This window comes from Candidatus Micrarchaeota archaeon (assembly GCA_021163225.1).
Taxonomy (GTDB): domain Archaea; phylum Micrarchaeota; class Micrarchaeia; order Anstonellales; family JAGGXE01; genus JAGGXE01.
This window is the reverse complement of the sequence record JAGGXE010000019.1, coordinates 1-20,939: the sequence shown is the minus strand read 5'-3', so window position 1 is coordinate 20,939 and position 20,939 is coordinate 1. Positions and strand designations below refer to the sequence as shown.

Below are 20,939 nucleotides of genomic sequence, written 5' to 3'. Positions count from 1 at the left end.
TGCATTATGCCGAACATAGATAAACGTAACGGGACCTACGTGATCGTCGGTTACATTATAGGAAGACCGTACGCATTGGGATGTGGGTTGTTGAAATACATGAACGGTAGACACGTCATCGTGCCTCAGATACCGAAGCATAGACAGGTAAACCCGAGAGAAGACAGTATAAAGAATGAGGGTTGAACAGAAACGAAGAAAATGTATAGCGGGGCTTGGATTTGAACCAAGGACCTCCGGGTTATGAGCCCGGCGGGCACTCCAGGCTGCCCCACCCCGCTGAATAACAATGGGTCGAAAACGACTATTAATTTTGTAAATAACTCTTTTTAAAACCTTATGCTTTTTGATGCAGTTCTATACGGATCTTGATACATCAAAACTGAGTTTGACAAAGAAAATCAGATTGTTGATTTCGTAATTTTTCATGAAGTTATATAGGGCTCTGTATAAAATCCCCAAATAAAAAAGTTTTCAGATACACCCTTTTCTAAGTTTCCCATTCCTGTTTTAGGAGGGGACAGTTCCGATACCTAGTGTTAGGTATACCGTCGTCCGGGGTTGGAGCAGGTAGGGCAAATCCTTTTAAACTTCTCGATTTTTTATAGGACTATGAAACCGTTGAGGACAAAGGTTGATGAGTTATGCTATTTTCTTGAAGAATCTGAAGGTCATCAGGCAAGTCTCGATGACATAAAATCTTTTGTGGGTTTGGAGGAGGAAGCGATTCTGGACATAGTGGATATTCTCTCTAAAGCAGAGGTGGTGGAACTTGTTACAAAACCTCTGGACGGTAGGTTCATCAAACTGAAACGTATCATCCCTTTTCATGAAGAAAGAGCAAAGACGGCAGGCAAGATAGTTGAAGAGTATACAGTCCACGTGTACGGTGTTAAGGGTTACGTTGAGATCATCGAATCTTCCGACGAACCCGTGAACAGGTATGTGCTGACGATCCCGCGTCCGGGTCCGTACACTTCGATGTTTATGAACGTTGTAAAAGATATGTTGGCCAGACAGTTCACAGTATCGGTAGAAGAGTTGTCTGACCCTAAAAAACGCGGGTTTGTCGTTGCACGGTTTACAGACCATGCTTCGGTATATTTCAACAGGATTCCCGGACTCAACCAACGCAACAGAAAGGTGTTGATGAGTCTGCTCTTCATGTCCATGTACGGTTTGGGCGACCTGGAATTTCTTCTTGCCGACCCGGATATAGAGGATGTCGGGATAAACGGTGCGTTCAGACCTGTATCAGTGTACCATAAGAGATACGGTTGGCTCAAAACAAACCTTTCCTATGCGTCGGAAGATGAGATATTCAACATCGCGTCACAAATCGGTAGGAAGAGCGGTAGGGATATAACGTTGGCATCACCTATCATGGATGCGCATCTTATCACAGGTGACCGTGCCGCCGCCACGTTGTTCCCGGTTTCGACATCCGGTAACACGCTCACCATCCGTAAATTCGCACGTGACCCATGGACGATTACCGACTTCATATCTCCGAAGATACACACATTGTCCACCGAAATGGCCGCCTTTCTGTGGATGTGTATCCATTATGAGATAAACATCCTTGTTGGTGGCGGGACTGCATCCGGTAAAACATCACTGCTCAACACGTTGGCGGCATTGATACCTCCGAAAGAACGCATAATCAGTATAGAGGATACGCGCGAGATCAACCTGCCGGAATACCTTTCATGGAACTGGATCCCGTTGACTACCAAACCCCCGAACACCGAGGGTAGGGGAGAAGTGACCATGGATAGATTGATCCAATCCTCACTCCGTATGCGTCCTGATCGGATCATCATAGGTGAGATACGTAATCGTGAGGAAGCGGAAGTGGCATTCGAAGCCATGCATACCGGTCATTCGGTTCTATCAACCTTGCATTCGGACACGAGCACGCAGATCATCAGGAGATTATCCAACGAACCTTTTAATATTCCTGCTACTGAACTCTCGACACTACAGGTTATAGTTATCCAGTACCGTGACCGTAGGACAGGTGTCCGTAGGACATACGAGATTACTGAGATACGGGAGGGTCCACGGGCTACTGTGTCTTTGAACAGGTTGTACCTGTGGCATCCGAGAAAAGATAGTTTTGAAAAGAGCAACAAGAGTTTAAGGGTCATGGAGGAACTCAACCTTCACACAGGTATGACGCCGAAGGAGTTGGATAGGGAATTAAAGGAGAAGGAGAAGATACTGAAATGGATGCTTAAGAACGATATTTCGAACGTTAACGATGTCGGGATCGTAGCGAGTCTGTACTATCGCGACCCGGACCATCTTCGTAAAGCCGTGTCCAAAAGATGGAACTTTAACCAGGTGATAGACAGATGGTGAAATGGCCATTCATCGTATTTACTTCTGCAAGATACATGCAACCGTTGTTCGTGTTCGCAGACCGTAAACTGTTTATCGAAAAACTTGAACGCGCACGGATAAACGTTCAACCGTCTTTTTACGTATCGCTTTCTTTGATCAATTCGATCGTTTACGCGATCATTCTTTCATCCGTGATTGGGTTGTTGGGCACGACCTTTTTTTCCTACGACTTAGGTGCAACTGTTCTGTTTTCGTTCCCTGCCGTCTTCTTCGTTTTTCTTCTCTTCTTCGCCTTTTATCCTAATCTAGAGATAAAACGACATGTTTCTTTGATGAACAGGGACCTCTTCTTTGCGTTGAAAGATTTATCTCTACAGGTGTCCAGCGGTATCCCGATATACGAGGCATTGAGAAACGTTTCGAAAGGTAGTTACGGAGAGGTTACCACAGTATTTCGCGGTATAGTAAGCAAGATAGATACAGGTTCGTCTTTAGACGACGCAATCTCTAAGGCCATCGAATCCACAGATTCGGAATACCTCAGAAAGACGTTGTGGCAGATACTGGGCGCGTTGAAGATAGGGGGTGACCTTGCCACCGCCTTACAGTCGATCGTTTACTCATTGAAACGGCAACAACAGGCATCGTTGGGAAGATATCTCCACGAACTTAACCTTTGGGTTCTGATATACCTCTTTGTTTCTGCAACGATCCCGTCGCTCATTGCCGCTCTTTCATCAGTGTTCTCCGCCATGAGCGGGTCGACGAATACAGTAATCCTTACAGTTTCGTTTATCGGTTCTCTCCTAATCCAGATGTTTATTATAGAGTACGTTAAACTGAGGAGGCCAGTGTTGAGTGTTTAGGGTGATGGTATGACTGATGGAAGGTTTCGCAGGATGTTTGCTGTGTTTTTCTTCATCTCACTACTTGTGGGTTTGATCTCCCTCGCGTTCCTTCCTCTAATCCATTCACTTATGTTAGGTGCATGTCTCTTTGTTCTATCCTTTGCAGTTTACTATGTGTTCATCCTTTACCGTCGTGAGCAGGTCAAACAAGACCTCGAACGCATCCTCCCGGATTTTCTTCTCATCCTTTCCTCAAACATCCGGGCAGGTATGAATCCCGTGTTAGCACTTAAGAATTCGGTCCGTCCGGAGTTCGGTCCTTTGAGCGAAGATTTGATGTACGTGGTAAACAAATCGATGGGTACCGATTCGTTCATAGACGCGCTCTATCGGATAGCCCAGAAATACAGGTCCGATACGTTCACCAGAGTGATAGACCTTTACATCACAGGTTATCTGTCTGGAGGAGACCTGGCGCGAATGCTTGAAGAACTCGCTGAAGACATTCAGGAGACAAGGGACGTGGAGAGACAGGTATCGCTTGGTGTCAATCTCTATACAGTCTTTCTCATCTTCTCCGTGGTGCTGGTCATGCCTTTCCTGTTCGGTTTAGCTTACACGTTTCTCAGTTCCGCTTCTTCGATAACACAGCAACCGATACCTTCATTTTCTTTGAACCTCCTGTTCACGACCTATCTGGGTTTATCCGCTTTTCTGACGGGCATACTTTTAGGCGTGATAAAAACAGGACATATGACGGCCGGACTGCCGAGGGGCATCTTGTTTTCCGCACTTTCGATGATGGCATTCCACATCTCTGTTTTCATCCTAGGGAAGATGTTTGTGTGACCCCTTTCTTATTTATCCTGTAGAGGTGGAGGAAATAAACGAGCGTCATGACAAACGTAAGGATCTCCTTACCGTGTATCTCGGATAGATACATTCCCAATCCGTTAAACAGGATATGGAGCAGTATTGCAGATGACATGTACATCGCCCTGTGCATCCCTTTTTTCAGCCATCCGTACGCAGCGATAGATGTGAAAAGACCGTGCGCTGTTGCTGTTACAAACGTTCTGTTCAACATGATATTAACCCAGATGTTCAGTTGCGTTTGGAAAGGATTTGTATTGATAGTGAAATATACCAGGTTCTCCAATGCCGCAAACGTCCCACCTATCACTGTTGCAGCCGCCAGGCATGACGATTCTGTCTTTTGAATGAGTTTTACAGTGCCGACGAGTTTAGCGGATTCTTCGATGACTGGTGCAACCATCAGGATGAATAACCACTGTGCCCCTACACCCGACAGAACGATGTACACATTTTCGTTGAATAAAAAGGAGATGCCTGCCACAATGCCGCCTACGCTTATACTGTAGAGGACCCAGTTCAACAGTTTTCTCCTGAACATCGACCCGACGTAACCTACCATCACGAGCGAGAACATCGGAAAGAAACCTGAGAGAAACGCGATCACGAACACTGCGGATTTGTACCATATGTTATCGACCGGGACGGATACGAATGCGATGAATATTATCAATCCGATGACCAATGCACCAACATATACTGTCCGACCGAATTCGGGACTTCTGACTTTCTCATATTTGATAAAAGTGATCATTACCACTGTAATCATCAGGAGGTACAACAAGGTGAGAAGGAGAAGTTCGATGAATGCCAGGAGTTCGTCGATTCCGTGTCTTATCTCCTCCATCGGGTCGGTCGGATATACCGTGTTCCACATGAAGAATAAGATGAATAGGAGGAGGGTACTCCTTGTATCTAACGTCATAAGAAGATAGGCAACAATAGGTTTATAAATTTTCTAATTTCATACAACCAACATGACGGTTAAGGGTCAGGTCGCTACGGAGTATCTCATAGTGCTTGCAATAGTCGTCATTATATCCTTGATAGTGGTGGGTGTCCTACGGAGTTTTCTCGAACTCAAACCGGGTATAGAATCCGTTAAAAGTAAGATAGAATGGAGTTCTAAGGATATAACGTTAGATGCGTATACTGTGTATTCCAACGGTACCGCTGTGTTAATGTTGTCTAACAATCTGAACTATCCGGTCAGGATTACCAGCGTGGGCGTGGGTAAAGACCCGGTTCCTCTTCCGTCTCCCGTGTACATCGATAGCGGTATGGAGGAGACGGTGGTTGTGCCGCCTTCTGCAACGGTCTCGGGTTTGGCAGGGGATAAGTATTCCCTCGATGTCACCATCAAATACACGCATGCAAAGGTTGAAGCCATACGGGGCACGGTCAGAGGTAAGGTCTACGGTGTGTACGAAGGTCCTTCATAAAAAGAATAGGTTGAAAAAAAGGGCGTTCCCGAATTATTGGGTTACCTGTTTATGAATTTATCCAGAAGTTTTACAGTGTAATCGATGTCTTTGAGCGATACTGTTGACACATTCGAATGGATATACCTTGTAGGTACGCATACCGCGATTGAAGGTATCCCGCTTCTCACCCTGTAAACACTTGCGGCGTCGGTAGCCCCTGCCTCCATCGCCTCGACCTGGTACGGTATCCTGTTCTTTTGCGCAATTTTGAAGAACTTTTCTACCAAATTAAGGTCTGCAACGTTGCCTCTCCCTCCGGCTTCCACAAGCACTATTGAGGGACCCTTACCCATCATCACTGGCGCTTCTTCCTCTTTAACTCCCGGATGATCGCCTGCGATGGTGGTGTCTACCGCTATGAAACTTTTAGGTTCAAGCCCGTATGCCGCTAACATCGCGCCCTTACCCAACCATGAAACCTCTTCCTGCACAGTACCTACGAACACCACATCTTTTCTTTTGCATCTTTTAGCCAGTTCGAGGAGTATGTAACATCCTACCCGGTCATCCAACGCTTTACCCGTCACAACCTTTTTGTTTAACACTCTGAACTGTACATCAAACGTTATCGGGTCACCCACCGTTACACCCATCCTTCCGGCTTCTTTATCATCTTTAGCGCCTATATCTATAAACAGGTCTTCTGCTGGTATGACGTTCTTCTTTTCCTCATCTTTGAGGAGATGCGGAGGTTTGTTCCCTATGACACCGTACACCTTCCCTTTTCTTTTGGTGAATATAACAACTCTTTGGTTGACGAGCACACGGTCGTCTATACCGCCTATCTTTATGAACCGTACGAACCCCTTCTTGTCTATATGTTTGACCATCAGACCTATCTCATCCATGTGCGCACCGAACATGGTCGGGTTTTCGGGCGGTCTTCTACCCCTGTACGCTATGATGTTGCCTATCCAGTCCGTTTGAACCGTGTAACCGAACCTTTTGAATTCTTTTTCCATGATGTTTCTGATCTCCCATTCCCTTCCAGGAACACCTTCTGCATCGCATAACCTACCAAGCAGTTCTGTATCAACACCCATTGTATCACCTGTTGAGTGCCTTAGTGAATAATTCTTTTAAAAGTTGTCCCCTGACTCGCACCTTTCCTGACCGGTGACTTCATCTTTTTAAAATGTTGGTTTTCAAAATCTTTTCATGTTACCTGAGATAGTGTTCTTGGGCACGAGCGCCGGAATACCTACGGCAGACCGCGGATTACCTTCTTTCTCGCTGATCTACAAGGGGAAGGTCTATCTGTTCGATGTGGGAGAGGGCACTCAACGTCAGATGATGAGGTTCAATGTTCGCTATTTCAAAACGGAAAGCGTCTTTATTACCCATCTCCATACCGACCATTTCTTAGGTCTGTTGGGACTGGTCGAAACCCTTCACCTGTTGGATAGAAGGTCTGTTCTGAACGTTTACGGTCCGCCAGGATTGAAGGATCTGGTGTTCGTCCGTCACGATTTCCTTAATATAACGGAGTTCGATAGGGTGAGAAAGGTACGGTTTGACGGGTTCTACGTTAAACCGTTCCGTGTGAAGCACATTCCCAACAGTTACGGTTACGTCATCCAGTTTGATGATAGGATAAAGTTTGACGGTTACAGAGCAAGGTCTTTGGGCATCCGCGGTCGGATGTTCAGAGAACTTATCGAAAAGGGTAAGATCCGTGTGGGGAGGCGGACGGTATATCTGGAGGATGTCAGCAGTGTGAAGAAGGGGTTGAAGATTGTTTATTCTGGCGATACGAGACCGTGTGCGTCTGTTGTCAATGCGGCAAAAGGTGCCGACTTACTTATCCACGAAGCCTCTTTCTTGGAATCGGAGTCAGACCTTGCAAAAGAGAGAAGGCATTCAACGGCTTTGGAAGCGGCAGAAGTTGCGAAAAAGGCCGGCGTTAGAAAACTTATCCTTACACATATAAGTCAGAGATATAAAGATTTAAACATTGTAGAAAAAGAAGCGAAGAAGGTGTTTAGGAACACCCATTGCGCTTACGACGGAATGAGGATAACCCTTAGGCCTTAGCAGTGGCCCCTCCTTTAGCAAAGGTTATCCTCGGAGGCACCATCGGCGGTGACAGATTGACTACCTTTACTACCAACGTACCGTTTGTCCCGCACACATAATTTATCGTGTTAAGCAGAAGTTCTGCCAAATCATCCGGCAGTTTCTTTTTATCGCTCTTCCATAACTTCTCTATTTCCTTTACCTTTTCCTCGTCCTCCTCCAACAGAATCTCGCCTTTCATTGTGAGTTTGCCAACATTCTCTTCATAGTTTACTGTGTACGTGTAGGACACAGTGATCTGATTACCGCTCGTTTTAACATCATCGATGGTTATGTTTATACCGAGCCCTTTTATCGGTTCTATCTTTTCTCTCTTTGCTTCTACTGAAGTGATCCTTCCACCTTTTATCACGTCTAACACCTCCATATAAAATTAAAATATTATCTATCCAAATAAGTTGTATGAACGTAAGGTTTAAATACGTTATACTTGTCTTCCTCTTCCTCTCCGTCGCCGTATCCGAGCTTCATGCATCCTATTCTTTGCTCGGTCTAGAGATTACCGTGTACGTTCAGGATGACGGAAGTGCTTACGTACGGGAGACATACACCATTCGGATATCTGGTAACGAATCGATCCAGAAGTATAAGGAGAGCATAGACCTTCTTAAGAGGAACGACATTCAGGCGTGGAGGGATACATTGAACATCCCCCTTGTCTACCATTTGGGAGGTTCTCCTGTGACCATCTCTGATTTTACTCTGACACCTCAACCGATCGTGCTACCTTTCTCATACCTGAACGAGACAACTACATCGATAGTGTTAACGTATGTTATAACCCCACCTGCCAATTCTACAGGGTTGTTTATCGTTACACGTCCCGCTCCGCGGTTGTACAAGTACGTTCTTAACACCGACGCGTTTATGTTCGACAAAACAACCACCGGAGATTTTATCCTTCCGCAGAATACGAAGATGGTCTTCGTACTCCCAGATAACGTTGTCATCACAAAGATAAACCCTCCTCCGTCGGAACCGGAGGGTATATTCCCTCCGGTTAAAGGGATAAAGAAATTGGTTTGGGAACGTACTACCGTTCTGTCCGGATTCGCTTTGGAATTCGAAAAAGAGGAACCTCTTGAGGCAGAGATTTCTGCATTTCTCAACAAACTCGAACGGTTCATTGTCGACCTATATTCAGGAGAGAATCTTCTCCCATCCTCCATCATTACCGTAACATTTTTGATTGCTCTGGTATATGTGCATAGATTGAGAAGGCCTAAGCACGGGGAGTGATGGTATGAACTGGAAGTATGCTCTGATACCTATAATAGTTGTGATAGGTTTTCTTGCCGTGGTTCTGTTCTATCCCGTTGAACCGCCTGCTGAGACCCCCGAGGAGAATGTCACCCATTTTTATGTCAGTATAACGTATTCTGATTACGGTATAGCCGATTACGGATTCGACAAGGTAGGTTATGTCAGTTTGAACGTGGACATCGATAAAGCCGACGGCAATCTTTCCGTGCTCTGGTTCGCTAACCAGCCCAGAAACAAGGTTTATCTTCTCGATTATCCTGCGGTGGAAGTTTCGGATTACTCGACATTCTCTTCGTTACTTCTCCAAAGGTTTAATGAATACAATGTAGATATCAAGCATCTTTCCATCGGTTCTGTTTTTTCTGTCCAGAACTCCGTGATAATCGTTCCGACGGGCAGGATTCCATCCTTTCTCTTCAAGAACCTTTCAGCCGTACTGGAAAACAACAACGTGATCCTGTACGTGGGTAAGGACACATCCCTCTTGTTAGAACCCGACGGTTCCCAGGTACCGAACACTGACCAGATTTCTTTTCAACCCGGTACGCACGGCAACTACACCATTACACCCATAGGTGATGACCTGTTGTATACGTCATCCGAAAAAGGTGTTATGTACATCATACCGCGTCCTTTGAACAGTTTTACATCGTTACAGAGCGCTGTTGAAAAGATCGTCAACACGGTCCTGAAAGAGAGCTGGCAGAACGTTACGGTCCGTGACTATCATATCGGACCGTCCTATCACGGCGGTTTAACGCTTATATCACCCCCTATCACAAGCGATTCCGGTTACGTGCGTGTCATCTACAACTTCCGTGAACGCGACGGTGATAACACCGCCTGCGGCACGATAACGAGCGGTTATCTCAAATCATATTCTGGACGTCTTCATTTTCTGGATACGGATGTCTTCCCTTCAGAAAAACCGAAGTATGAGATAGACCTTAACGAATCCTACGATAAACCGATAAAACTCACTTTGTACCTGATGTTTAAGAGGGATGGCGAACTCCTCCAGAACTTTACAGTAACCGTTGATAGTATCACAGTAAGAAACATATGGAAGAGTACCTACACGCTTGATCAGGAATTGCCTCCGGGCAACTACATAGTTATACTTAAGGACCAGTTCAACCAGGTCCATGCGTTAGGGTATCTTCACGTTAAGAACTTTACTATTACGTTGGCCGATGTCAAGGGTGATACATACTTCTTCAACGTGTCCGTGGACGGTAGAGCTTTGGAGAGTGCTACGGTAAAGGTGTGGATAGACGGTAAATACTTTGGAGAACAGCCCGTTTCTTCAGGGACATTGACGATAACCGCAGGGCTACCCCGAGCGGACCATGTCATAAAACTTGAGTATAAGGGAGCTGCTGTCACCGGCTCGTTCTCAACAAAACGTGCGGCCTCGGTGTTGGACATCTACCTGAAATACGGACCTATCGGGATGTTGATAGTAGTCGTTGTTTATCTGATGTTCAGGGCAAAACCGCGCCCGATCTACACGTTACACGTGCCATCGTTTGTTGAGGAGACCTTTGTTGAACGTAAGATTTCCAAGAAGGATCTGTTGAACGTGTTCAAAAAGGTCGAGAAGGAATACGGGTGGAAGAACCTGCCTTTGAGTTTCAGGGAGGTCAAGAACGGCATTGCGAAATATGCGCTTCCGAACGAGAGGGTCGTTGTGTTAGATACTAATCTGATGGAGGTGTTGAACAGTCTGATCGATGAAGGGGACATAGTTGCGTACAACGATTACTATCTACCGAAATCCTGGTTGAAAGGTTCGGATATAAAGACGCGTGTGGTCTATCGTAAGGCACGCGACCTTGTCATAGCGCATGGGTTACCGTTTGATGAGAGAGGTGATTACCTTTTCATACCGTCTAAGAACGTTGCCATCCTTCCGTACAAGGAGAACGTTTCAAGAGTCATCGCCTCCTTGATGAAGAAGGGTGTTGACCACATATACCTTGTATTCGCTAACGATACCGATAAAGACGATTATTTGAAGAAGGTCTTCGGACCTGACAAGGATACACAGAAGTTAGCCATAATGGTCAAACTGGATGTGATAATACCTGTGACCGTCTCCGAACTGGGAGATTACCTATGAGACAGATACAGTTCTTTATGTTTGTGTTTCTCGTTGTCTGGTCAACCCATGCGTTTCATGTGAGTGACGTCTATCCCGCGGAATCGGAGTTTAACGGTTCGGTTACCGGTGATCAACCAGGTGCTTATATCTTATCGATAACCAACTCGTTAGAGTTAGGGAACACAACCCTGATATCCGACCGTCATAGACCTTCAGTGGTTTGGGGGTACGTCTCCGAGTTGTCCGATTATGAAACCAAAGAGTATTACGACAACTGTTCCTGTTGTTACACGGTGGTTCGCAGAACGTTCGGTTCACCGGCAGATGTGGAGAAGGCGGTGCTAACGTTTGACCTATTGAACACGACGCTCACGAAACGCGTTGACCTCATAACGTTTGAAGAGGTGACTTCGGGCAACGATACCTACAATGTTACGCATCTCAGATACGTCGTTCCTATACCTTTCAACACCACCGAACTGGACACGGACCCCATGTTCACCGGGCGGCAGCAACCCATGATAAACATCACTTTGACCGTTGTGTTCAATGTATCTTATTCGGAAGAGAAGACAACCTTTTTCCCGCTTGCCAACGGGAGTTGCGGGTACAACGTTTCTGTTGAAGAAGGCGTAACGGAGTACAACGTTTCGGATTGGCGTTTGATAATCGTGAACAACCATCCCGTAGAGCAGTTCCTGCTTTCCCCGCCTCTCAAAGAGCATTCTCTTGTTCATCCGTGCATAGATGCGGTAGTGTTTACCAACAGATACCTCTCAAACATCTCCTATTCTTTGAACGGAGAGAGGTTGTTCACGCTACGGATTTACAACCATACTGTAAACGAAGACGAATACGGGTTACTCCATGTCCGCGTGAACGGGTCGGACCATCAACCTGTCATAGATGACCCGTCGAACGTCTCGGTCATGTATAGCATCAATAAGAGTTTCATCTATCCGTACGAATTGGTCCACGGTAACCGCTCGTTCATCCGCACCTACCGAATCAGGTTCGACCTGACGAACGTTTCACCTGGAAAAAACGTTCTGGTTACCGAGTACTGCGATGTGTTCGGTGATTGTTTCAGAAACGAGAGCATCGTATTCTGGCGGATACCTACCTGGTTTACCGAAGTGCATACAAACCGTACCTCTTCTGGAAAACAGGTCGTTTTCTGCATATCCGACCGGTCGGGTAATCCTGTCTATCCGGCAACCGTTATCCTAAGGATGGACAATGTTACGAAAACCGTGCAGTTGGACGGTAGGGGTTGCGGTACCGTCGACCTGCCCGATAATGTCCATAGGGTTGAGATCGAGTACCCTGGTGATGATAGGCACAGACCTTGTGTCAAACAGATCCTGTTATACTCTCACAAAACTCCTGTCCTGCAATCTTCCGTTCTTCTGACGTTTCTCGTACTTTTTATAGGCGTTCATTATGCTTCCACAGGTAACGTGTTCCCCTTCGGTTTATTCCAGTGGCTGATGAGGTTGATAAAGAGGTGAAACAGATGTCTTTGGACATGGGAAAAACAGTTGTGGAACGGGTGAGACGACAGGGCATGTACCAGCGTATAACCTTTGAGGTTGTTGTGGAACCCACCGATATAGGACGGGTGAAACTCTTGAAGTCTAACAAGAGTGTAGACCTCGACGAAGCAGTAAGGATAGCGGCGAAATACAGGCTCCCGGTCCATGCGGACGGTATGGAGATCGTCCTGCCTCCAGGTTCGATGCTCAAAGATTTTCTAGTTGACGAATAAAATCAACGTTCGAACGGAACATCCTGGAGGACCAATCTATGTGTTTGGGTTTGCGTACTCCCTTTATTATCTCCAGTATCTCGGAAACTACCTTCTCCACGGACTTGTTCGTAGTGTTAACCTCTACCACAGGTACGTTCTGTTTGTTGTACACATTCTCACTCTTTATTACGCAGTAGTCTATGAGTTCGCATACGACGTTATCTTTGACCTTCTGTTTGTTGTACCTTCTCTTTTTAAGTCTCTTCTCCAGGATTCGCGGATGTGTACGCAGGACTATCACAAGGTCTGCAGGTATAAAGAACTCGCATGCCAGATGACCTTCAACGATGTACCTGTCCTCTCCGGCCAGCATATTGGTTACATAATCGCTCAGTTTTTTCATATCCACAACTTTTGAACCGTCCTTCTTATCTATGTAGAAGTAAACATGATACCTTTCAATGATGCTGTTCAGGGAGATACATCTGTGTTTTATCCTTCTGGCAAGGTTTTTGCATACAGTGGTTTTACCTGTTCCCGGGACACCTGTCAACACGATCCTCATCGATCCACCTACGAAAAAGGAGGTCTACTGTTCGCCGCTGCGTTAACCTCTTCCCTGCACAGTTCTTTAAGTTCTGTCTCATTAGCGATCTTTAACAGACCGAAGTAATCCATGTGAACATCCGTGATATGGTTGCATATCGTAGAATCACCCAGTATCACCGCTATGTCCGTATAGCATCTGTTTCTGATCGGTACCGGGTCATCGAGTATAGAACTTGCGAACGGGTTGGTGATCTGTTCGCAGAACTCTACCGCATGGGTTCTGTTACCTGACCCTGCTGCTTCGATAGCGAATGCGTAGTAACATTTATATTTGTCGACCTCCGGCATACTCGCACAGACCATAGAAGCGGCAGGGTTATGGGAGTCGCGATACCTTGCCAACCAATAATTAGTCAGACATATGTTACGTCCCGTACTGTTACCTATTGCGTTGCACGCAGACAGGTCCTGAGCAGTTGTCAAACATCCTGAGAGCAAGAAGTATGCAACCACCAGGGTGAAAAATGCGGCAGTATATCTCATGACACCCCCTCGGCACTGAAACTTCCACGCATCTGGAAGTTACGTTCGATGATCGATTTCACGGATTCGGCAGAGTATCCTATCCTTATCAGCCTCGTGTGTCCACGTATCCCTTTACCGCTTTCTACGGTCGTGATAAGACCCAACATCTCGAGGTCGTTTAAGTATTCCTGGTACCATCTTGCGGTCCTGGGTTTTTTGTGATACTCTTTGCACACCTTCCTGTATTCTTCGTACACCTCACCGGAGAACAGAAACCCTGTTTCAACATCGTTCAGTTTTGAATACCTGCTCCCGTAAATCGTGAGATTGGCTATCGCTAACAGAACGAACTGTTGATGGTCCGGTAGTGTTACAATCGTTTCTGCAGCAAGGTCGTCATCCACACCTACCCTTGCCAGTTCTACCTCTTTATCAGTGATTTTGTTCAACCCTTTCTCATCGGCTATCTCACCGGCCTTTAACATAAGTTTCAACGCGTACCTCGCGTCACCCGTCTCCTGAGCGGTTATCGCCGCCGCCAGATTGATCGCTGAATCTTCCACAACCCCTTCTTTGAAACTGAGTTCTACCCTCTGTCTGAGGATCTCCTGAAGTTCAACAGCCGTGTACGGCGGGAATATGCACTCCGTCTCATAGAGGCTGCTTTTGCTTCTCGGGTCCAACATCTCTTTAAAAGACAACTTGTTCGATATACCTATCAGCGATATCCCTCCCCTTTTAAGTTCATCGTTGGCTCTGGTCAGCGTGTATATCAATCCGTCCAGGTCTTTCACCATATCTATCTCGTCCAACACCACAATCAGATACGCTCCCTTGCTTTCGATCCAGTCCAACAACTTCTCGTACAAAGTGGTTATACCGAACCCGCTCTTATCCATTCCTTCAACATATGTTTTGACAATCTTCTGTATCACACGATATTTGGTGTTGTACATTCTACAGTTAACGTAACACATGAAGGCTCTGTCACCGCTGTGCTTTTCAAACTCTTTCATGACATGTTTTACGCTTGCCGTTTTCCCGGTGCCTGTCTTACCGTAGATCACGAGGTTGTGCGGTCGGTCACCTTTGAGTGCCGGGCTGACTATCCTCATGATTGTTTTTATCTCCTTCTCACGGAAAGGTAACGTCGGAGGTAGATAATGTGGTGATAACGCATTCCTGTCTTTAAAAACCGATTTCTTTGATAGTATTTCTAAGAATGAAGGCATACGACCACAGAAAGATTTATAATACAGATTATTTTTTAATCTTATTGGTTCAAATAATACTGATGAGGTGATCATTATGGGTATTATAGAAAAACTGACCAGCACACTCGGTATGAATAAAGGAATAGACCTTGAAGAGTATATGGATACTGTTGAGATGGAGGAGGTTGACGTTCTCCACGAACCCGCAGACCATTACATCATACCTATCGCTTTGGAACGCGAAGATGATACAACGGTGATAATGGAGGAACTTAAGAAGGGCAATATCGTTCTGCTGAACATCTCCCGTATGACAAAGTGGCCCAAAAAACTTCAGAACGTGATAACAGCGTTGAAAACGCATACCAAGAAGATAAACGGCGACATTGCACGGATAGACAACGATAAGGTGATACTTACACCGACAAAGATAAAGATAGTGAAACGGATAAGGAAGAAATGAATCCTTCATCCATTCGTTTTTACATCCGTTTTCTCTACTGTTAGTCAACCTTATCGGTCCGACGAATCTCTCGGATTATATAACTGAACAGTCCGGTCAGCACATTGATCTCATCATCGCGTATGGCTGCTCTGCCCACCACTCTCCTGAATACGATTTTGAACTTATCAGGGTTTTCCAGATGTTTCGATAGACTGTCCACGAGCATGTCGTAAATCCTGAACATGTTCTCCTTATTCTTTTTCGAATGTCTGGCAACGATTTTGAACCCGCTCAACTCGTACGCCGTGATGGCAACCGCATGGGAAAGGTTCAGTATCGGATACTCTTTATCGGTAGGTATCGTGACATGAAAATCGCATTTATTGATCTCTTCTTCCGTCAACCCTATACCTTCCCTTCCGAACAGCAACGCTACCTTTCCGTCGAACGACCTTTGCTTGAACGTTCTAAGGTCGATCGGGTTTCTTACGGTGCGTTTATGTCTCCTGAGCACGCCCGTAGTGCCTATGACGAATTTGCAATCAGCCACCGCATCATCGACGGTTGCGTAGACTTTTGCCCGTTCCAGGAGGTCTTTTCCGTGTTTGGCAAACATGAATGCGGTTTTATCGATGGGACATTGCGGATTGACAATCCTGAGTTCTTTGAACCCGAAATTCCTCAGCACCCTTGCAACCATACCTATGTTTATGGGATATTCAGGTTCTGCCAGTACGAACTTGATATCTTCTTTCTGCATGTCATCTACACCTCTTCACCCGATAACAGATCAACCGTTCGAAGAAGAAGTCTTCGGTGTTCACCGTCTCTTTTACGAATCCGGTTTCAGCGAGGGTTTTATCTATTCTACGGATGTTCGTTAGAGAACTTAATACCAGATAGGCTTTTCCGGACGGTTTGAGATGGTTACCCAGACGTTTCAGGAACCTGACTATCGTGTCCGCACCGTCCCTACCTCCGTCAAAAGCCATGTTTATGATTCCCGGTACCGATGTTTCTGCATCCGTTGGAAGATACGGCGGATTGAACAGTATTAAATCGTATCTGCCTTTTATTCGGTTGAACAGGTCGCTTTCGATAACACGGGCATTCCTTATCCCGTTTGTCTCGATGTTCAGTGCGGTATTCTTCACGGCCGACGGGCTAACGTCCGCAAGGTCTACATGCTCGGCTTCGGCGGCCAGGGATAAACCGATGATACCCGTTCCGCATCCCATATCCAAAACCGATTTTCCTACATAATCCTCCTTTCCGATGCTTTTCATAAGTAGCCATGTATCTTCTGCCGGACTATAAACATCGTCGAATATGGTTATGGATAACCCGTTGAAGGTTATTCTGTCCATGGGATCACAGGTGTGCACTATCTCTTAAGGTTGAACAACCTTGATAACAAACCGGATTTTTTCTTTCTTTTATCGACTATGATGAATTCCCGTTCGACCCTTGCAGGTTTAAGAAAGGCAAAGTTTAACTCCTTACCTCTACCCGTTCGGTTTTCTGTACCTTTTGCCCTTCTCACACTTCTACCCGACCTAGACCTTTTCAATGTATCCCTCCTTCATCAGCCGGTCCAATCCTTCTTCAACACGTGCCGTCGGTAACCCGTGCAGTTTAGCGAACTGGTAGACGTTTATCTTACCTTGATGCAGTTTGAGCCATTCTATAAGCATCTCTTTAAGACTCTCATCACTTACAACTTCGAGTTCTTTGATCCTCTGTTCCAACTCCTGAACCTTGCGTTCCATTGACTGTAACCTTCTGTCTGCGGATTCCAGAGCTTTCATGGTTTCTTCGAGTTTCTTTACTGTATTCTCGTGTTCTTTTTTGAGTTTCTCGTGTTTGTTTATCAGCACCTCGTAGTTTGTATCGATGATTTCGCGTACTCCTGCCATACCCTCAAGTATTGTTCTGAATATCGGTTTCATGTCTACATTCTCGTACCCGGCATAGATCAAAAATCTTAACAACAGTTCCGACACATCTATGATCCTTTTCTTCTCGTTAGTTTCGGGTGTTATTGTAAAGTTCACCGAAAGACCGGTGGGTGTTACGATGAACTCTATGTATCTGTACGGCTTTTTGGACAACGTCTCGCTTTCCACGTACATCAGACGCGTTGATGTTTTACCCGTCGATATCCTGTTGAACCCCAACTCGCCGAGTTTATCCGCTATATTTTTTACGTTGAATTTCCCTTTGATTGTAATCGTTTTGATTTTGACCTGGTCCTCCTTCTTCTTTTCCTGTCGTTTCCTCAGGGTCTTCATTCAACCACCAGTTTAGTAATCTTGTCAGCCTCCACACCGAGTTTCATCCTCTGGAGTTTAGCGAATATGTTTATGATGTCCGATTCGCGGACACCCAGATCCCTCAGCAACCCTACGATTACCGACCTTGCAAACCCGTACCTCTCCAGCATCCGTACAAATTTCAACACGTTCAGTTTGTTCTCATTCTTTTCGAACTCTAAACATACTTCACCTACCTGTTTATCATCCAGTCCGAAATCTAACAACTTCCTTCTGAACTCCTCCTTTTCAAATTTGAGGTCCATGTTATCACCTATTATGGTATACATTTTTAACGGTTCTTCACCATCTATACGGTTCAATAAGAACGTTTCTGCGTACCCGGTCCTTTCATAGAAAGCCTGGTATACTGCACACTCGCCAACACTGAACCGTCCGATTGCCTGGTCGATGAAATCCGAGTACCCCACAGAACTCTTAACGTAATCGCGGAACTCTTTCAGGAGCAATCTCATTATGAACAACGTCCCGACGTTGGAAAAGATGGTCTTGCTTACGTCGGTAGGGTTCTGGCTGGCTACGATCAACCCGAACTGGTACTTTCTCCCTTCTCTGACGATAGTGACGAGGTCGCTACGGTCATCCTTTGCGATCTTCCACGCCTCATCGGCTACAACGAAGAGTTTCAACCCCTTCCCAGGATGCCATCCTTCGTCCCTCATCATCTCTTTGATAAACTGAAGGATCGTTAACCCTGCCAAACTTCGTGTCTCTTCGGACGGTAACCCGTGAAGGTCCAAACACACCAGACCGCTCGATATGAGTTTGTCTATCTTCAATGTCGATTGTTTGGCAAAATAATCGTTACCTTTTATCGTGTATTTTCTCAGTCTGTCTATTGCTTGGTCTATCTCATCTTTTTTATCCTCGCTTTTCTCCTGTCTCTTCATCCTCTGCAGTTCTTTTATTACGTCGTTAAGCGTGGGCGGTTTTCTTTTGCCCTGGTCCCTTTCAACCAATGAAAACCCTTTCCTCACATACGCCTGTTCTATGGCCTTCTCAGTGAACCTCTTCTGTAACGGGTATTCTTCAAGGTCTGTAAGCATCTCAAGTGCGGTGATGACCTGTTTAACTCTGTCCATAGGTTTCATACCCGCCAGGTCCAACAGGTTGATGTAATCCCCTTTACCCAACGAAATCACTTTACCGTTCACCTGTTTAACCCAGTCGATGTATTCACCAACCCAATCGATGATGAGAGCGTTAGTATTCCATACCAGATTTGCCCGTGTCAGGAATGTTTTGACGAGGTACGATTTTCCCGCACCTGTAACACCCATCACGCATATATGGGGGTTGACAAGTTTTTTGAAATCCCAGAAATACGGCACATTGAGCATCTTTGTTTTGGCAAGGTATATCGAATCCGTCGGATTATCTATGATCACTTTTGCAGGCGGTTCTGGCGGATGTACAAAGAATCTTCTGGCACCTATCTCACTGCTGACTACTCTGTTGACCCTGAGCATTCCCATCCGACCTCAACCCCTTCAGTATATCACGTTTTTGAATTCTTCTTCTGTTGGCGGGATCGTTCTTTCGAACATAAAACATAACTCCATATCTTCGCCTTTCAGGTCAAAGGTTTCGACGTTCAATGCGTTACCGACAACGGATTTGATCTCCATTGCCTGTGCACGCGCCTGCGCCATTGCTTCTTCTCTTGACGCGCCCTTTGCAGTTGTCATGATGTAGGCGATCACTTCCATAGGTCTTTCACCAGTGTTCATCCTTTCAAGGAGTTTGTTGTACATGGCCACTTCCCTTTCCAATCGGGTTATCTCACCTTCCTTGTTCGGGTCGCTGGATGCGCGAAGTTGTGCTATCTTTGTCTCACACCAACTCCTCTTCGATTTTATCTCTTCGATCGCCTTCCTCAAATCGACGTTGTGGACGAGCACCGAAAGTTTTGCAACAGATTTCAGTGATGAGATCGCGCGTTCGAAATACTCCATCATCATGGCTTTTTCTTCGGTTGATTTTTCGGTTACTGATTCAGTGATGTTGACACCGATGAACCTACTTACATAGTAGTACGGACCTTCCTTTTTAACGATACAATCACGTTCCGGAGGGATCTCGTACCCGTCCCTCACTTCAACGACACGGGTTAACCTGAAGAACATGGGCATGATGATGTGTCCATACTTCCAGATCAGTATAGTGAGCACGAAACATATCGAACTGATGGCGATGGCTACGGTGTTCAATGTGAACAGGGACAACAACAATGAGACCCCGCCACCGAACAATGTTGCCATGGCAATCTTCCTATTCCATGTTACATCCATACATCATCCCTCCAACAGTCTATAGGTAATCAAACGACGATGCGATTATCTCACCTCCGAACACCCTGCTCAATTCGTATATCGAATAGACGGTGATGACAAGACTCAGTAAAGGTAGGATTACTAAGAAAAATATCAGGTCTGCGGCGAACGACGATACATCGTTTATTAACTGGTATGTTCTCTCTACTATGTACCCTTTGCTTCCCCCTTCGGATATTGCGTTCACCATGTCTATGACAGCGCCTTCGTTGTTCAGGTCTGGGAACAGTGCAACATCTTTGTAATCGTTGACGAAATCGTCAATGTTATCGTTGAGTTCCTCTGTAGAGGCGTCGTCTATCGTGACGAACGATGTTCCTGTTAACATCACCAACGGGTATACTAGATAGAACCCTAACCCTATGGCAAGAAGCGCACCACCAATCTTTCGTGTCATGAAGAATGCTCTGAGTGCTAACCCTACCGGGAGAAAGACGGTCAATGTAGTGGTCTCAACAAACTCCAGGAACAGGATCTCTGCCGATGTCAGCATTCTGATCCCGTTGAATATCTTGACCTGACCGTCGAGTAAACTCCCTAAGTTATCCAACGAGTTGAATGGTTTAACTTCAACAACATTCAAGTTTACTTTAATCGAGGCGATGTAGTGTAGTATATGCGAACATTCCACAAGTTTTGCCGTGACAGTGTCCACAGTGGTCAACGTGTGCGAGAATAACGTCGTCAGATATGACACAGAGCCTGTTGCGCCTTCGACCGGCGGAAGGAGTGATAACGCGACCGTATCAGTAGACGTTATCAGACTCATGAACAATCCGACCAACGCTGCGCTCAG

24 protein-coding genes and 1 tRNA gene are annotated in these 20,939 nt (G+C 45.8%); 11 read left to right on the top strand and 14 right to left on the bottom strand.

Annotation, left to right across the window (positions count from 1 at the left end; translation table 11 throughout):
* On the top strand, nucleotides 1-186 hold a 186-nt coding region (locus J7K41_01580), incomplete at its 5' end, for a hypothetical protein (GenBank protein MCD6549383.1).
* Nucleotides 187-206: 20 nt separating this feature from the next.
* Here J7K41_01580 and J7K41_01575 read toward each other — a convergent pair.
* Nucleotides 207-281: transfer RNA gene (locus tag J7K41_01575), tRNA-Met, on the bottom strand.
* A gap of 331 nt (nucleotides 282-612) precedes the next feature.
* On the opposite strand from J7K41_01575, the gene J7K41_01570 reads away from it, so the two are divergent.
* The 3 genes from J7K41_01570 to J7K41_01560 are packed head-to-tail and all read left to right on the top strand — an operon-like array spanning nucleotide 613 to nucleotide 4,043.
* Complete coding sequence (locus J7K41_01570) at nucleotides 613-2,364, top strand: type II/IV secretion system ATPase subunit (protein MCD6549382.1); 1,752 nt, start codon at nucleotides 613-615, stop codon at nucleotides 2,362-2,364.
* Nucleotides 2,358-3,212 carry a type II secretion system F family protein gene (locus J7K41_01565; GenBank protein MCD6549381.1) on the top strand — a complete coding sequence of 285 codons (855 nt, stop codon included), beginning with the start codon at nucleotides 2,358-2,360 and terminating at the stop codon, nucleotides 3,210-3,212. The genes J7K41_01570 and J7K41_01565 overlap by 7 nt, the downstream gene beginning before the upstream one ends.
* A gap of 9 nt (nucleotides 3,213-3,221) precedes the next feature.
* Nucleotides 3,222-4,043 carry a type II secretion system F family protein gene (locus J7K41_01560; protein ID MCD6549380.1) on the top strand — a complete coding sequence of 274 codons (822 nt, stop codon included), beginning with the start codon at nucleotides 3,222-3,224 and terminating at the stop codon, nucleotides 4,041-4,043.
* On the opposite strand, the gene J7K41_01555 is transcribed toward J7K41_01560, so the two are convergent.
* Nucleotides 4,018-4,992, bottom strand: a complete 975-nt coding sequence (locus J7K41_01555; GenBank protein MCD6549379.1) for a PrsW family intramembrane metalloprotease — start codon at nucleotides 4,990-4,992, stop codon at nucleotides 4,018-4,020. The genes J7K41_01560 and J7K41_01555 overlap by 26 nt on opposite strands.
* 52 nt (nucleotides 4,993-5,044) lie before the next feature.
* Here J7K41_01555 and J7K41_01550 point away from each other — a divergent pair, with 52 nt between their 5' ends.
* Entirely contained in the window at nucleotides 5,045-5,509 is a 465-nt protein-coding gene (locus J7K41_01550) for a hypothetical protein (GenBank protein ID MCD6549378.1), read from the top strand.
* A gap of 41 nt (nucleotides 5,510-5,550) precedes the next feature.
* Here J7K41_01550 and J7K41_01545 read toward each other — a convergent pair whose 3' ends face one another.
* Nucleotides 5,551-6,594: a M42 family metallopeptidase gene (locus J7K41_01545; GenBank protein MCD6549377.1), complete on the bottom strand. Its 1,044-nt coding sequence runs from the start codon at nucleotides 6,592-6,594 to the stop codon at nucleotides 5,551-5,553.
* Between the two features lie 115 nt (nucleotides 6,595-6,709).
* Between J7K41_01545 and J7K41_01540 the strand changes: the two genes are divergently transcribed.
* Nucleotides 6,710-7,585, top strand: coding sequence for a ribonuclease Z (locus tag J7K41_01540; protein MCD6549376.1), 876 nt, complete (start codon nucleotides 6,710-6,712; stop codon nucleotides 7,583-7,585).
* Here J7K41_01540 and J7K41_01535 read toward each other — a convergent pair.
* Entirely contained in the window at nucleotides 7,575-7,994 is a 420-nt protein-coding gene (locus tag J7K41_01535) for a hypothetical protein (protein MCD6549375.1), read from the bottom strand. The genes J7K41_01540 and J7K41_01535 overlap by 11 nt on opposite strands.
* Nucleotides 7,995-8,029: 35 nt before the next feature.
* On the opposite strand from J7K41_01535, the gene J7K41_01530 reads away from it, so the two are divergent.
* From J7K41_01530 to J7K41_01515, 4 genes are read left to right on the top strand one after another with little or no spacing between them, the layout of a single operon-like run.
* Complete coding sequence (locus tag J7K41_01530) at nucleotides 8,030-8,866, top strand: hypothetical protein (protein ID MCD6549374.1); 837 nt, start codon at nucleotides 8,030-8,032, stop codon at nucleotides 8,864-8,866.
* Nucleotides 8,867-8,870: 4 nt separating this feature from the next.
* Complete coding sequence (locus tag J7K41_01525; protein ID MCD6549373.1) at nucleotides 8,871-11,012, top strand: hypothetical protein; 2,142 nt, start codon at nucleotides 8,871-8,873, stop codon at nucleotides 11,010-11,012.
* A complete protein-coding gene (locus tag J7K41_01520; GenBank protein ID MCD6549372.1) occupies nucleotides 11,009-12,505 on the top strand; it encodes a hypothetical protein in 1,497 nt (498 codons plus the stop codon). Before J7K41_01525 ends, J7K41_01520 begins: the two co-directional genes overlap by 4 nt.
* A 5-nt stretch (nucleotides 12,506-12,510) precedes the next feature.
* Nucleotides 12,511-12,762 (top strand): hypothetical protein, encoded by a 252-nt coding sequence (locus J7K41_01515; protein MCD6549371.1) that lies wholly within the window; start codon nucleotides 12,511-12,513, stop codon nucleotides 12,760-12,762.
* On the opposite strand, the gene J7K41_01510 is transcribed toward J7K41_01515, so the two are convergent.
* The 3 genes from J7K41_01510 to J7K41_01500 are packed head-to-tail and all read right to left on the bottom strand — an operon-like array spanning nucleotide 12,737 to nucleotide 15,050.
* Nucleotides 12,737-13,309 (bottom strand): adenylate kinase family protein, encoded by a 573-nt coding sequence (locus J7K41_01510; GenBank protein ID MCD6549370.1) that lies wholly within the window; start codon nucleotides 13,307-13,309, stop codon nucleotides 12,737-12,739. The genes J7K41_01515 and J7K41_01510 overlap by 26 nt on opposite strands.
* 8 nt (nucleotides 13,310-13,317) lie before the next feature.
* A complete protein-coding gene (locus J7K41_01505; GenBank protein ID MCD6549369.1) occupies nucleotides 13,318-13,836 on the bottom strand; it encodes a hypothetical protein in 519 nt (172 codons plus the stop codon).
* The gene (locus tag J7K41_01500) at nucleotides 13,833-15,050 is read right to left on the bottom strand and encodes an orc1/cdc6 family replication initiation protein (protein MCD6549368.1); all 1,218 of its coding nucleotides are present in this window, start codon (nucleotides 15,048-15,050) and stop codon (nucleotides 13,833-13,835) included. Before J7K41_01500 ends, J7K41_01505 begins: the two co-directional genes overlap by 4 nt.
* Nucleotides 15,051-15,126: 76 nt before the next feature.
* On the opposite strand from J7K41_01500, the gene sepF reads away from it, so the two are divergent.
* Nucleotides 15,127-15,495 carry a cell division protein SepF gene (gene sepF, locus J7K41_01495; protein ID MCD6549367.1) on the top strand — a complete coding sequence of 123 codons (369 nt, stop codon included), beginning with the start codon at nucleotides 15,127-15,129 and terminating at the stop codon, nucleotides 15,493-15,495.
* A 40-nt stretch (nucleotides 15,496-15,535) separates the two neighbouring features.
* Here sepF and J7K41_01490 read toward each other — a convergent pair whose 3' ends face one another.
* The 7 genes from J7K41_01490 to J7K41_01460 all read right to left on the bottom strand — a co-directional run.
* Nucleotides 15,536-16,237: an RNA methyltransferase gene (locus tag J7K41_01490; protein ID MCD6549366.1), complete on the bottom strand. Its 702-nt coding sequence runs from the start codon at nucleotides 16,235-16,237 to the stop codon at nucleotides 15,536-15,538.
* A 1-nt stretch (nucleotide 16,238) separates the two neighbouring features.
* The gene (locus J7K41_01485) at nucleotides 16,239-16,844 is read right to left on the bottom strand and encodes a methyltransferase (protein ID MCD6549365.1); all 606 of its coding nucleotides are present in this window, start codon (nucleotides 16,842-16,844) and stop codon (nucleotides 16,239-16,241) included.
* 17 nt (nucleotides 16,845-16,861) lie between these two features.
* A complete protein-coding gene (locus tag J7K41_01480) occupies nucleotides 16,862-17,047 on the bottom strand; it encodes a hypothetical protein (protein ID MCD6549364.1) in 186 nt (61 codons plus the stop codon).
* Entirely contained in the window at nucleotides 17,034-17,768 is a 735-nt protein-coding gene (locus J7K41_01475) for a hypothetical protein (GenBank protein MCD6549363.1), read from the bottom strand. The genes J7K41_01480 and J7K41_01475 overlap by 14 nt, the downstream gene beginning before the upstream one ends.
* Entirely contained in the window at nucleotides 17,765-19,285 is a 1,521-nt protein-coding gene (locus tag J7K41_01470) for an ATP-binding protein (protein MCD6549362.1), read from the bottom strand. The genes J7K41_01475 and J7K41_01470 overlap by 4 nt, the downstream gene beginning before the upstream one ends.
* 15 nt (nucleotides 19,286-19,300) lie before the next feature.
* Nucleotides 19,301-20,101 (bottom strand): hypothetical protein, encoded by an 801-nt coding sequence (locus J7K41_01465; protein ID MCD6549361.1) that lies wholly within the window; start codon nucleotides 20,099-20,101, stop codon nucleotides 19,301-19,303.
* Nucleotides 20,102-20,120: 19 nt separating this feature from the next.
* A partial coding sequence (locus tag J7K41_01460) for a hypothetical protein (protein MCD6549360.1) occupies nucleotides 20,121-20,939 on the bottom strand: 819 nt, incomplete at its 5' end.